The following is a 12,167-nucleotide window of genomic DNA, read 5'->3' as shown; positions in this document are numbered from 1 at the left end:
GGCGTTTGTCGCGCCTCCGGCGGTTCTCGTAGGCTCGACGCGGCCTGCGTGCGCGGGCCGCCGCGCCGAAGCCGCGCGGACGAGGACGTCGGAGGAACACGTGGCCCAGGGCAAGTCGAACGACCGCGAGGCGCGCACCCGGCTCCGGGCCTACCAGGCCCGTCAGAGCCTCCACCGCTCGAGGCAGAAGCGGCGCGTGCGCGACAACGTGATCGCGGCGATCGCCGCCGTCGTCGTGATCGGGCTCGCGGTCGTCGCCCAGATCCTCTACTTCTCCGGCGGCCCCGGCACCCCGGTCGCCGAGCCGACCTCCTCCTCCTCCGCGACCCCGACGCCCGAGGCGACGGGGGCGAACACCGGCGACGTCCCCTCCTCCGACATCGCCGAGGGCCGCGACTGGACGGGCACGCTCACGATCGGCGAGGACCCGCTGGGCATCACGCTCGCCGGCGCCGCTGCCCCGCAGGCGGTGTCCTCCTTCATCTCGCTGACGCAGTCCGGCTTCTACGACGGCGTCTCCTGCCACCGCCTCACCACGGAGGGCCTCTACGTCCTCCAGTGCGGCGACCCGGACGGCGACGGCACCGGCGGCCCCGGCTACAGCTACGGTCCCGTCGAGAACGCGCCCGAGGACGGCGTCTACCCGGCCGGGACCATCGCGATGGCCCGCCAGGGCGGCAACGGCTACAGCCAGGGAAGCCAGTTCTTCGTCGTCTATCAGGACACGACCCTGCCCGCCGACGCGGCCGGCGGGTACACCGTGCTCGGGCAGGTCACCTCGGGACTCGACGCCCTCGTCAGCGACGTCGTGTCGAAGGGCACGGCCGACGGATCGGGTGACGGCGCCCCCGCCGAGCCCGTGACCATCACCTCCGTCTCCGTCCAGTAGCCGCACCCGCGGCGTCGTCACGGTCCGCCCGCGCGGGGAGTGCAATAGGCTTGTCGTCACTGCCCGTTCGCGGCCGAGCGCGGTCTTCGGCCCTCCGGCCGTCGAGCCCCACCGGCCGACGACGCGACGGGCACCGAGAAGCACGACATCGAACAGCAAGGTGAGGCTCCGAGCGATGAGTGACCAGCAGCCGTGGGGACGGGTCGGCGACGACGGGACGGTCTACGTCCGCGTCGGCGACGGGGAGCGAGAGGTCGGCCAGTACCCCGATGCGACTCCCGAGGAGGCGCTCGCCTACTACGAGCGCAAGTACACGGAGCTCGCCGGGCAGGTCTCCCTGCTCGAGCAGCGCGCCAAGCGGGGCGCGCCCGCCGGAGACGTCGCCCGCACGGTGCAGTCGCTGTCCGCGGCCATCGCGCAGGCGAACGCCGTCGGCGACCTCGAGTCGCTGCAGACCCGGGTCGACGCGCTGAGCGGCTCCGTCGAGGATCTGACCGAGCAGCAGGCGGCCGAGTCGAAGGCCGCGCTGTCCGAGGCCCTCGCCCACCGCGAGGCCATCGTCGCCGAGGCCGAGGCCCTGGCGGCGGTCGACCCGGCGAAGACGCAGTGGAAGCAGGCCAGCGCCGCGATCGACGACCTCTTCGCCCGCTGGCAGAACCACCAGCAGCAGGGCCCGCGCCTTCCCAAGAACGACGCGAACGAGCTGTGGCGCCGGTTCCGCGGAGCGCGCACCACGATCGAGCAGAACCGCAAGGCGTTCTTCGCTGACCTCGACTCCGCGCACCGCGAGGCCAAGCAGGCCAAGCAGGCGCTCATCGACCAGGCCGAGGCGCTGGTGCCGCAGGGCGCCGATGCCATCCCGGACTACCGCGCGCTCCTGGAGCGCTGGCGGGTCGCCGGCCGCGCAGGCAAGCGGTTCGACGACGCGCTCTGGGCGCGCTTCAAGGCCGCCGGCGACGCGATCTATGGCGCCAAGGCCGAGATCGTCGCGCAGGAGAGCGTCGAGTACACCGAGAACCTCGACCTCAAGCTCGCCCTCCTCGAGGAGGCGGAGCCGCTCCTGCAGGAGCAGGACCGCGAGAAGGCCAAGCGGGTGCTGCTCTCGATCCAGGAGCGCTGGGACGCCGTCGGCCGCGTGCCGCGCGAGCAGGTGCGCACCGTCGAGGACCGCCTCCGCAAGGTCGAGGCGCACGTCCGCAAGCTCGACGAGGAGCACTGGAACCGCAGCAACCCGGAGCGCAAGGCCCGCTCCGAGGGTCTCGCCTCGCAGCTGACCGCCGCGATCCAGAAGCTCCAGGACGAGCTCGACAAGGCGAAGGCGCGCGGCGACCGCGACGCGATCGCCCAGGCTCAGGAGGCGCTCGACGCCCGCAAGGTCTGGCTCGACGCGATCGGCTAGACCCGCGCCGGCGGATCCCTCCACAGATCCGCTCGCAACCCTCCGGAGGGGAGGCGCATCGGCCAGCATGGCCGGATGCGCCTCCCCTCCGTGCTCCTCCCCGGGCACCTTCCTCTCGCGGAGCTGTGCGCCGCCCGCCTCGACGGCGAGCTGGTCGCGCTCGACGAGGGCTTCCTCGTCGCGGATCTGCCCCTGGGGGCGTCCGAGCGGGCCGCCTCCCTGCGCTCGCTGCTCCCCCGCGGCGCCGTCGCCGATCGTCTCTCCGCCGCGTGGGTGCACGGAGCGACGCACGGCCCACCGCCGGTGCACAGCGCCTCGATCGACCGGCGGAAGCGCCGGCAGGCGCCGTCGAACCCCCGCCTGCGCTGCCACGAGGTCCTGCTCGACGAGGACGACGTCGTCCTCCTCGGCGGCGCGCCGGTCACGTCGCCTGCTCGCACGCTGATCGACCTCGCCCGGACGGAGGACGCGGGCGCGATCCTCCGGGCGCTCTCTCGGAGCACCCGGACCGGCCTCGACGCCGTCCTCGCGAGGCTGGAGGAGGGCAGCGCCGTCGCCGCACGGAGGATCGTCGGACGACGGCTGCGGGCGGCGCTCGGCGAGGCGCCGCCCGTGGATCAGCCCGCGTTCACCCGGTAGACGTCGTAGACGGCGTCGATCCGGCGCACGGCGTTCAGCACGCGGTCCAGGTGGGTGGTGTCGCCCATCTCGAAGACGAACCGGCTGATCGCCAGCCGGTCGCTCGAGGTGGAGACCGTCGCCGAGAGGATGTTGACGTGGTGCTCCGAGAGCACGCGCGTCACGTCGCTCAGCAGGCCCGAGCGGTCCAGCGCCTCGACCTGGATCTGCACGAGGAAGATGCTCTTGGAGGACGGCGCCCACTCGACGTCGACGATCCGCTCCGGCTCCTTCAGCAGCTCCTGCACGTTGTGGCAGTTCGCCTGGTGCACGGAGACGCCGGCTCCCCGCGTCACGAATCCGACGATCTGATCGCCCGGAACCGGGGTGCAGCACTTCGCGAGCTTCACCAGGATGTCCGGCGCGCCCTTCACGAGGACACCCGACTCGCTGCTCCGGCTCCGCGGCCGGGGCGAGCGCGGGAGGGTGACCTCGTTCTCGTCCGACTCCGGATCGCCCTGGATGGAGGAGACGACCTTCTCGAGCACCGACTGGGTCGAGACGTGGCCCTCGCCGACGGCCGCGTAGAGCGCCTCGACGTCGTTGTAGCGCAGCTGGCTGGCCACCTCGGTGAAGGTGTCCTGGCTCATCAGCTTCTGCAGCGGCAGGTTCTGCTTCCGCATCGCCCGGGCGATGGAGTCCTTGCCCTGCTCGATCGCCTCGTCGCGCCGCTCCTTGGTGAACCACTGCCGGATCTTGTTGCGGGCCCGGGGGCTCTGCACGAAGTGGAGCCAGTCCTGGCTCGGTCCCGAGTCAGGGTTCTTCGAGGTGAAGACCTCGACCACGTCGCCCGTCGTCAGAGCCGACTCCAGCGGCACGAGGCGCCCGTTGACCTTGGCGCCCATCGTCCGGTGCCCGACCTCGGTGTGCACCGCGTAGGCGAAGTCGACGGGGGTCGCACCGGTCGGCAGGCCGATCACGCGTCCCTTCGGGGTGAAGACGTAGACCTCCTTGGCGCCGATCTCGAAGCGGAGGGAGTCGAGGAACTCGTTCGGGTCGGTGGTCTCCGACTGCCAGTCCGAGAGGTGCGCGAGCCAGGCGAGGTCGGTGTCGTTCGATCCGGAGGTGGGCACCTTGCCGGTGGCCATCTGCTCCTTGTACTTCCAGTGCGCCGCGATGCCGAACTCCGCGTGCTGGTGCATCTCGTTGGTGCGGATCTGGATCTCGACCGCGCGGCCCTTCGGCCCGACGACCGTCGTGTGCAGCGACTGGTAGAGGTTGAACTTCGGAGTGGCGATGTAGTCCTTGAACCGGCCCGGCATCGGCGTCCATCGGGCGTGGATCGAGCCGAGCACGGCGTAGCAGTCGCGCACCGAGTTCACGAGGACGCGGATGCCGACCAGGTCGTAGATCTCGTCGAACTCGCGACCGCGGACGACCATCTTCTGGTAGATCGAGTAGTACTGCTTCGGCCGGCCGACGACGCGACCGCGGATCCGCCCGGCCCGCAGGTCCTCGCTGATCAGGTCGATGACGTTCTGCACGAACTCCTCGCGCTGCGGCGTCCGCCGCTTCACCAGGCTCTCGATCTCGTTGTAGATCTTGGGGTAGAGCACCGCGAAGGACAGGTCCTCGAGCTCCCACTTGATGGCCTGGATGCCGAGGCGGTGCGCCAGCGGCGCGTAGATCTCGAGGGTCTCGGTGGCCTTGCGGGCCGCGGACTCGGCGGGGACGAAGCCCCAGGTCCGCGCGTTGTGAAGGCGGTCGGCGAGCTTGATGATCAGGACGCGGATGTCCTTCGACATCGCCACGATCATCTTGCGGACGGTCTCGGCCTGCGCGCTGTCGCCGTACTTGACCTTGTCGAGCTTGGTGACGCCGTCGACGAGCATCGCGACCTCGTCGCCGAAGTCCGCGCGGAGCTCGTCGAGCTGGTAGTCGGTGTCCTCGACGGTGTCGTGCAGCAGCGCGGCGGCGATCGTCTTCGAGCCGATGCCGAGGTCGGCGAGGATCTGCGCGACGGCCAGCGGATGCGTGATGTAGGGCTCGCCGCTGCGGCGCTTCTGGTTCGCGTGCGCCCGCTCCGCGACCGAGTACGCGCGCTCGATGAGCGCGATGTCGCTCTTGGGGTGGTGCATCCGGACGGTGCGGACGAGGGTGTCGACAGCACCGGAGGGCTGCGCGCGCGAGAAGATCCGCGGGACCAGTCTGCGCAGGGCAGCGGTCGAGGACGTCGTCGTCGTTTCCGTCACGCGAGGATCTCCATCGCCCCATTATCGCCCGTGCGGACGGCGCCGATGACCGTTCCGCCCGGGGCGGACGGCGCCGGCGTCAGCCGATGCGTCCGGGGCGCCCCTCGCCGTCGACCACGTCGCCGCCCGCCGCGGCCCAGGCGGTCATGCCGGCGTCGACGTTGGCGACCTCGTATCCGGCGCCCTCGAGGGCCTGCGTCACCATCGCGGAGCGGACTCCGGAGTGGCAGACCACCAGGATCGCCGTGTCGGCCGGGAGCTCGTCCTGCCGGGCGCCGATCTCCCCCATCGGGATGTGGTGGGCGGCCGGAGCATGCCCCGCCGCCCACTCGTGCGGCTCCCGGACGTCGAGCAGCCAGACCTCGTCGCGCTCGACGAGTCCGACGGCGTCGGCCGCCGTGACCTGGGCGTAGTCGGCCACGGCTCAGCCCTGCACGGCCGGCGCGGCCGGAGCGGTCGCCTTCGCCCGGGCCGACTCCACGCGCTTGTCGTGCTTGGAGATCTCGGGCTCCCGGCTGCGCAGCTGGGCGTACAGCGGCGCCGCGACGAAGATCGTCGAGTACGTGCCGACGATGATGCCGATCAGCAGGGCGAGGGAGATGTCGCGGAGAGTGCCCGCGCCGAGGACGAACGCGCCGATCACGAGGATCGCGGCCACCGGGAGGGCGGCGACGATCGAGGTGTTGATGGAGCGCACGAGAGTCTGGTTCTCGGCCAGGTTCACCGTCTCGGAGAAGGTGCGGGTCGTGCTGCCGAGCGCCTCCACGGTGTTCTCGCGGATCTTGTCGAAGACCACGACCGTGTCGTAGAGCGAGTAGCCGAGGATCGTCAGCAGTCCGATCACCGCCGCCGGCGACACCTCGGTGCCGGTGATGCCGTAGACGCCCGCCACGATCACGAGGTCGTGCAGGAGCGCGACGATCGCCGCGAGCGACATCTTCCAGGTGCGGAAGTACGCCCACATGGCCAGGGCCGCGAGGACCACGAAGATCACCAGGCCGCGCAGGGCCTGCTGAGTCACGTCGTTGCCCCACGCCGCTCCGATGAAGGAGGAGGCGACCTGGTCGGTGGGCACGTCGTACGCCTCCGACAGGGCGTTCCGCACCGCGGTCGACTCGTCTGTCGAGAGCTGGCCGGTCTGCACGCGGATGGAGTCGTCGCCGACGATGGACACTCGCGGCACGGTCTCGGGAGCGACCGAGGTCACCGCATCCGTCGCCGTCGCCTGCTCGAGGCTCGACGGCGAGGACACCGTGAACTGCGAGCCGCCGGTGAACTCGATTCCGAAGTTGAAGCCGCCGCGGGCGACCGTCCCGAGCAGCGTGATCAGGATCAGGGCGAGCGAGACGAGGTACCACGTGCGGCGCCGGCCGACGAAGTCGATCGATCGCGCACCGGTGTAGAGGTCGTTTCCGAACTGCGAGAAGCTGGCCATCACGCGTCCTTCCCGTTCGAGTCGTTGGAGTCGCGCAGGCCGGCCGCCTCGGCGGCCTTCCGCTCGGCGATGGTCTGGCGCTTGGCCGCCTCACGGGACGCGGAGGCGCGCTTGCCGGCGACCACCTGGTCCTGCGGACGGAAGGCGGCTCGGCCGCGGTAGACGGCCCCGAGCGCCCGGGGATCCAGGCCCGAGGCCTTGTGCCCCTCGGCGAAGAACGGTCTCGTGGCCATCAGCTGCAGGATCGGGTGGGTGAACAGCGCCACCACGATCAGGTCGATGATCGTCGTGATCCCGAGGGTGAGCGCGAAGCCGCGGACACTGCCGACGGCGAGGAGGAAGAGGACCACCGCGGCGAGCAGGTTCACCATGTCGGACGCGAAGATCGTGCGCAGCGCGCGCCGCCAGCCGGACTCGACGGCGGACTCGAGGCCGCGTCCGTCGCGGAGCTCGTCGCGGATGCGCTCGAAGTACACGATGAACGAGTCGGCCGTGATGCCGATCGCGACGATGAGACCCGCGACTCCTGCGAGCGAGAGGCGCAGTCCCTCCCGCCAGGACAGCAACGTGACGACGAGGTAGGTGACGATCGCCGCGACGAGCAGCGAGGCGATCGTGACGGCTCCGAGCACGCGGTACTGCGCGATGGAGTAGACGATGACGAGGATCAGGCCGATGAGGCCGGCGAGCAGGCCGCTGGCGAGCTGGGCGGAGCCGAGCGTCGCCGAGATGCTGTCCGAGCTCTGGACCTGGAAGCCGATCGGCAGCGCGCCGTACTTGAGCTGGTCGGCGAGCGTCTTCGACGACTCCTGGGTGAAGGAGCCCGAGATCTGCGCGTTGCCGTCGGTGATGGCGGCGTTCGTCGACGGGGCCGAGATGACCCGGCCGTCGAGGACGATCGCGAACTGGTTCTGCGCACCCTGCAGCGCCACGAGGCGCGAGGTCACGTCGCCGAAGGCCTGCGTGCCCTGGTCGTCGAACGAGAGGTTGACGGCCCAGGTGCCGGTGCTGGCGCCGGAGGAGGTCGTCATCAGGCCGTTCGAGGCGTCCGAGATGTCCTCGCCGGTGATCTCCACCGGGCCGAGGACGTACTTCACCGTCCCGCTGTCGTCGCAGGTGATGAGCGGCTGGTCGGCCGGGGCGAGGTTCGGGTCCTGGCCGTTGAGGAACGCGCAGTCGAACGAGGTGTACTGGGCCTCGAGCGCCGGCGTGAGGTAGGCGAGGTCGCTCGCGTTCGTCGGCGAGGCGGTCGGCTCCGTCGCGAGCGACGGGTCGACGGGCGTCGGCGTGGGCGAGGACGTCGCGTCGCCGCCGACCGAGCTGTTGGTGGCCTGGCTCGCGACGAGGACCGGGCGGAAGTCGAGCTTCGCCGAGGCCTCGATGCGCTGGAGCGTCTCGTCGTCGGGCGTGCCCGGGATCGAGACGACGATGTTGCTCGAGCCCTGGGTCGTGATCTCGGCCTCGGAGACGCCGGACGCGTCGATGCGCTGGCGGATGATCGAGACGGCCTGCGTCAGCTGCTCCGACGAGACGGTGTCGCCGTCGTTCAGCTGCGGCTGCAGGACGATCTGCGTGCCGCCCTCGAGGTCGAGGGCGAGCTTCGGCGTCCAGGAGCCGCCGCCCCAGAGGACGGCCGCCGTGTTGAGTCCGACGAGAGCGAGGATCAGGACACCGAGCCAGCTCAGGGAGCGGCGGGCCTTCCGGACGGGGGTTGATGCGGCCACCCAGGGCTCAGCTTTCTCTTCGGTCGACGGTGATCGGCCCGGGGTCGCCCGGGCGTGGAGAAGGGCGGGCGGGCGCCGATGCGCCCGGCCCGACCAGGAGACTACTGCGCGTCGGGGCGGCGGTCGCGCTCGACCGGGTCCACCAGCGGGTCGCGGTGCGCGGAGTCGCGCTCGCCGAACTCGGGCGAGCCGGTCGCGGTCAGCGGGTCGGCCTCGTCCTCGGTGTCGACGGCGACGGCGTTCTCGCTCGGGTCGATGAGGCGGGCGATCGCCTGACGGTGGATGGTCAGCAGCGTGCCGGGGGTCGACTCGATGACGATCTTGTTCGCCTCGTCGTCGATCGACACGACGGTGCCGAAGAGGCCGGAGCCGGTCATGAGCTCCACCCCCGGCTGGAGGTTGTTCTTCATGCTCTCCGCGTCGCGCTGGCGCTTCTTGTTGTTGCGGAACATGAAGATGATCATCACGGCGAGCAGCAGGACGAGCAGGATGATCGTCGGATCCATGGGTGGGCCTTCCGGAGTGGATGGGCGATCCGCCGCGCGGCCTCAGGTCGAGGCGGAGCGGATCGAGCGGCCCGTCGGGCCTAGAGAATCATAGATCATCGGGGAACAGGGGCGGCTGAGCCGCCGTCCCCCGGGGGTCGATGCCGAAGTGGCGGTAGGCGGCGGGGGTCGCCACGCGGCCGCGCGGCGTCCGGGTCAGCAATCCGATCCGCACGAGGAACGGCTCGACGACGGCCTCGACCGTCTCCGCCTCCTCCCCCACCGACACGGCGAGGGTGTTCAGGCCGACCGGCCCGCCGTCGAAGCGGGTCAGCACGATCTCCATCACCGCGCGGTCGAGCCGGTCGAGTCCGAGCGCGTCGACGTCGTAGAGCTCCAGCGCCGCGCGGACGGCGGTCACGTCGGCCCGTCCGCCGTGGACCAGGGCGAAGTCCCGCACCCGCCGGAGCAGGCGGTTGGCGATGCGCGGGGTGCCTCGGCAGCGGCCGGCGATCTCGGCGATCGCGTCCGCGTCGATGTCGAGCTCGAGCAGCCGTGCCGCCCGGGCGAGCACCTGCCGCAGCTCGTCCTCCGCGTAGAACTCGAGGTGCGCGGTGAAGCCGAAGCGGTCGCGGAGCGGATTGGGCAGCAGGCCGGAGCGGGTCGTGGCGCCGACGAGCGTGAACGGGGCGAGATCCAGCGGGACGGACGTCGCTCCCGCCCCCTTGCCGACCATGATGTCGATCCGGAAGTCCTCCATCGCGAGGTAGAGCATCTCCTCCGCGGAGCGCGCCATGCGGTGGATCTCGTCGATGAAGAGGATCTCGCCGGGCAGCAGCGAGGAGAGGACGGCGGCGAGGTCGCCCGCGTGCTGGATCGCGGGGCCGCTGGAGAGCCGCAGGGGCGAGGAGCTCTCCTCCGCCACGATCATCGCGAGGGTCGTCTTGCCGAGCCCGGGCGGGCCCGCGAGCAGGATGTGGTCGGGGGTCCGGCCCTGCATGGCCGCGGCCTTGAGCAGCAGCTCGAGCTGGCCGCGCACCTTGCGCTGGCCGACGAACTCGCTGAGGTTCCTGGGCCGCAGGGCGCCCTCGAAGGCGACCTCGGCCTCCGACGCGACCTCGGCGCCCAGCACCTCGTCGCTCACGAGCGGGCCGCCGGACCGAGGCGGGCGAGGGCGAGCCGGAGCAGCGCCTGCACGTTCGCGGCGTCGGAGGCCTGCGCGTCGAGCAGGATCTCGTCGACCACATCGGCCGCGGTGCGCTCGGGCCAGCCCAGGCCGACGAGCGCCGCGAGCACGTTCTGCGCGGCGGTGGCGGCGGGACCGGAGCCGCGGGCGGCGCGCGGACGGACGGTCACCTTGCCGGCGAGGGACAGGATGATCAGCTTGGCCGTCTTCGGGCCGATGCCGCTGACCTTCCGGAACACCCCGTCGTCCTCGTCGGCGACCGCCTGCGCGATCCGGTCCGGCTCGACCGCGCCGAGAACGCCGAGGGCGGACTTCGGGCCGACGCCGGTCACGCCGATCAGCAGCTCGAAGATCTCGAGCTGCTCCTCGTCGGGGAAGCCGTAGAGGGTGAGCGAGTCCTCGCGGACGACGAGCACGGTGCTGACCGTGGTCTCGTCGCCGACGCGCATCTCGAGCGCGTGCTGCGGGGTCACGTTCACCGCGTAGCCGACGCCGTGGACGTCGAGGACGGCGAGGCTCCCGCGGGCGGAGAGGACGGTGCCGCGGAGGGAGGAGATCACCGCGTCAGTCTAGATGCTCGAACAGGCGTTCGACTCGCGGCCTCGGCGGCGCGCCACGCCCGCTGCGCTGCTGTGCCGCCCGCCGCTCCGTCGGCACCGGCTCCCGCCGACCCGGAGGAGGGCGCGAGAGGGGCCCGCCAGGCGTGGCAGACGGCCAGGGCGAGAGCGTCGGCCGCGTCGGCCGGCCGCGGCGGGGCGTCGAGCCGGAGGACGCGCTGGATCATCGCGGTGACCTGGCGCTTGTCCGCGGCTCCGTAGCCGGTGACGGCGGCCTTCACCTCGCTCGGCGTGTGCATCCCGACCGGGAGCCCGCGACGGGCCGCCGCGACGAGGGCGACGCCGCTGATCTGCGCGATGCCCATCACGGTGCTGACGTTGTTCTGAGCGAAGACCCGCTCGATCGCGACGGCGTCGGGGCGGTGCTCGTCGAGCAGCGCCTCGAGTCCGTCGCCCAGGGCCAGCAGGCGGCGCTCCAGCGCGTCGTCGGGCGGTGTCCGGAGGACCGTCACGTGCACGAGGGTCGCGCGGCGGTCGCGCGAGACGTCGACGATGCCGACGCCGCAGCGGGTGAGCCCGGGGTCGATCCCGAGGACGCGCATCAGGCCGCCCTCCGGGATCGGGCCGGGCTCACCGCGTCACTCCTCGTTCTCGAGCTCGGCGCGCACCTCTGCCGTGATGTCGAGGTTGGTGTAGACGTTCTGCACGTCGTCCGAGTCCTCGAGCGCGTCGATCAGGCGGAAGACCTTGCGGGCCGTCTCGGCGTCGGCCTCGACCTGGAGGGAGGCGACGAACTCGATGTCGGCGGAGTCGTAGTCGATGCCCGCCTCCTGCAGGGCCGAGCGGGCCGGGACGAGCTCGCTCGGCTCGACGCGGACCTCGAAGCTCTCGCCGTGGTCGAGCACGTCGTCGACGCCGAAGTCGAGGACCGCGCCGAGCACGTCGTCCTCGGTGACGCTCTCTCCGTGGGGCACGGAGATGACGCCCTTGCGCGCGAAGTTGTAGGCGACGCTGCCCGGGTCGGCCATGGTGCCGCCGTTGCGGGTCATCGCGGTGCGGACGTCCGCCGCGGCGCGGTTCTTGTTGTCGGTGAGGCACTCGACGAGCAGGGCGATGCCGTTGGGGCCGTAGGCCTCGTACATGATCGTCGTGTAGTCGATGACCTCGCCGGTGAGGCCGGCGCCGCGCTTGATCGCGCGGTCGATGTTGTCGTTCGGCACCGAGGTCTTCTTCGCCTTCTGCACGGCGTCGACGAGCGTCGGGTTGCCGGAGAGGTCGGCGCCGCCGATCTTGGCGGCCACCTCGATGTTCTTGATCAGCTTGGCGAAGGACTTCGCGCGGCGCGAGTCCTTGATCGCCTTCTGGTGCTTGGTCGTGGCCCACTTGGAATGCCCGGACACGGTGCTCCCTCGGAAATCTCGTTGCGTGCGGCCCCCGAGGGCGCCGCTGATGGCAGGGGCCAGTCTATTCGAGAGCCGGTCCGCGCCCGTCTCGGCCCGAGCACCGAGCCTTCCGCGCCCGTCTCGCCGGCGACGAGCCGCCCTCCCGGCGCGCCCCCGCACCGCCGAACGCACGATCCGCGTCCCAGCGGATCGTGCGTTCGGCGGTGCGGGGGCGCGCCG

At 71.5% G+C, this 12,167-nt stretch carries 12 protein-coding genes; 3 read left to right on the top strand and 9 right to left on the bottom strand.

The window, feature by feature from the left end; translation table 11 throughout:
• The first annotated feature begins 100 nt into the window (after nucleotides 1–100).
• The 3 genes from C5C95_RS07375 to C5C95_RS07365 all read left to right on the top strand — a co-directional run bounded on the left by C5C95_RS07375 (nucleotide 101) and on the right by C5C95_RS07365 (nucleotide 2,927).
• Nucleotides 101–889 (top strand): peptidylprolyl isomerase, encoded by a 789-nt coding sequence (locus C5C95_RS07375; protein ID WP_104233313.1) that lies wholly within the window; start codon nucleotides 101–103, stop codon nucleotides 887–889.
• A 175-nt stretch (nucleotides 890–1,064) separates the two neighbouring features.
• Nucleotides 1,065–2,288 carry a DUF349 domain-containing protein gene (locus C5C95_RS07370; protein WP_104324154.1) on the top strand — a complete coding sequence of 408 codons (1,224 nt, stop codon included), beginning with the start codon at nucleotides 1,065–1,067 and terminating at the stop codon, nucleotides 2,286–2,288.
• 75 nt (nucleotides 2,289–2,363) lie between these two features.
• Nucleotides 2,364–2,927 (top strand): type IV toxin-antitoxin system AbiEi family antitoxin, encoded by a 564-nt coding sequence (locus C5C95_RS07365; protein ID WP_104324153.1) that lies wholly within the window; start codon nucleotides 2,364–2,366, stop codon nucleotides 2,925–2,927.
• Here the strand turns inward: C5C95_RS07365 and C5C95_RS07360 are convergent.
• From C5C95_RS07360 to C5C95_RS07320, 9 genes are all read right to left on the bottom strand, one after another.
• Complete coding sequence (locus tag C5C95_RS07360) at nucleotides 2,906–5,158, bottom strand: bifunctional (p)ppGpp synthetase/guanosine-3',5'-bis(diphosphate) 3'-pyrophosphohydrolase (protein WP_104225334.1); 2,253 nt, start codon at nucleotides 5,156–5,158, stop codon at nucleotides 2,906–2,908. The two genes, C5C95_RS07365 and C5C95_RS07360, sit on opposite strands and share 22 nt — an antisense overlap.
• Nucleotides 5,159–5,237: 79 nt before the next feature.
• Nucleotides 5,238–5,579: a rhodanese-like domain-containing protein gene (locus tag C5C95_RS07355; RefSeq protein ID WP_104233315.1), complete on the bottom strand. Its 342-nt coding sequence runs from the start codon at nucleotides 5,577–5,579 to the stop codon at nucleotides 5,238–5,240.
• A gap of 3 nt (nucleotides 5,580–5,582) precedes the next feature.
• Entirely contained in the window at nucleotides 5,583–6,593 is a 1,011-nt protein-coding gene (gene secF, locus C5C95_RS07350) for a protein translocase subunit SecF (protein ID WP_104233316.1), read from the bottom strand.
• The gene (secD, locus tag C5C95_RS07345) at nucleotides 6,593–8,317 is read right to left on the bottom strand and encodes a protein translocase subunit SecD (protein WP_104246772.1); all 1,725 of its coding nucleotides are present in this window, start codon (nucleotides 8,315–8,317) and stop codon (nucleotides 6,593–6,595) included. The genes secF and secD overlap by 1 nt, the downstream gene beginning before the upstream one ends.
• A 101-nt stretch (nucleotides 8,318–8,418) precedes the next feature.
• The gene (yajC, locus tag C5C95_RS07340; protein ID WP_104224768.1) at nucleotides 8,419–8,823 is read right to left on the bottom strand and encodes a preprotein translocase subunit YajC; all 405 of its coding nucleotides are present in this window, start codon (nucleotides 8,821–8,823) and stop codon (nucleotides 8,419–8,421) included.
• A gap of 88 nt (nucleotides 8,824–8,911) precedes the next feature.
• Nucleotides 8,912–9,946, bottom strand: a complete 1,035-nt coding sequence (gene ruvB / locus C5C95_RS07335) for a Holliday junction branch migration DNA helicase RuvB (RefSeq protein ID WP_104224769.1) — start codon at nucleotides 9,944–9,946, stop codon at nucleotides 8,912–8,914.
• Nucleotides 9,943–10,548: a Holliday junction branch migration protein RuvA gene (gene ruvA / locus C5C95_RS07330; RefSeq protein WP_104225337.1), complete on the bottom strand. Its 606-nt coding sequence runs from the start codon at nucleotides 10,546–10,548 to the stop codon at nucleotides 9,943–9,945. The genes ruvB and ruvA overlap by 4 nt, the downstream gene beginning before the upstream one ends.
• On the bottom strand, nucleotides 10,545–11,147 hold the full coding sequence (ruvC, locus tag C5C95_RS07325) for a crossover junction endodeoxyribonuclease RuvC (RefSeq protein ID WP_104225338.1): 603 nt from the start codon (nucleotides 11,145–11,147) through the stop codon (nucleotides 10,545–10,547). Before ruvC ends, ruvA begins: the two co-directional genes overlap by 4 nt.
• Before the next feature lie 36 nt (nucleotides 11,148–11,183).
• Nucleotides 11,184–11,945 (bottom strand): YebC/PmpR family DNA-binding transcriptional regulator, encoded by a 762-nt coding sequence (locus C5C95_RS07320; RefSeq protein WP_104224772.1) that lies wholly within the window; start codon nucleotides 11,943–11,945, stop codon nucleotides 11,184–11,186.
• Nucleotides 11,946–12,167: the final 222 nt, after the last annotated feature.

Origin of the sequence: Rathayibacter sp. AY1B7, assembly GCF_002932735.1 — a bacterium.
Taxonomy (GTDB): Bacteria; Actinomycetota; Actinomycetes; order Actinomycetales; family Microbacteriaceae; genus Rathayibacter.
Note: the sequence above shows the minus strand (reverse complement) of the source record. Positions and strands in the feature narration are given on the sequence as shown.

Coding starts and splice junctions, on each gene's coding strand:
- C5C95_RS07370 (WP_104324154.1), top strand. CDS start 1,065: ATGAGTGACCAGCAGCCGTGGGGACGGGTCGGCGACGACGGGACGGTC.
- C5C95_RS07365 (WP_104324153.1), top strand. CDS start 2,364: ATGCGCCTCCCCTCCGTGCTCCTCCCCGGGCACCTTCCTCTCGCGGAG.
- secF (WP_104233316.1), bottom strand. CDS start 6,593: ATGGCCAGCTTCTCGCAGTTCGGAAACGACCTCTACACCGGTGCGCGA.
- yajC (WP_104224768.1), bottom strand. CDS start 8,823: ATGGATCCGACGATCATCCTGCTCGTCCTGCTGCTCGCCGTGATGATC.
- ruvC (WP_104225338.1), bottom strand. CDS start 11,147: ATGCGCGTCCTCGGGATCGACCCCGGGCTCACCCGCTGCGGCGTCGGC.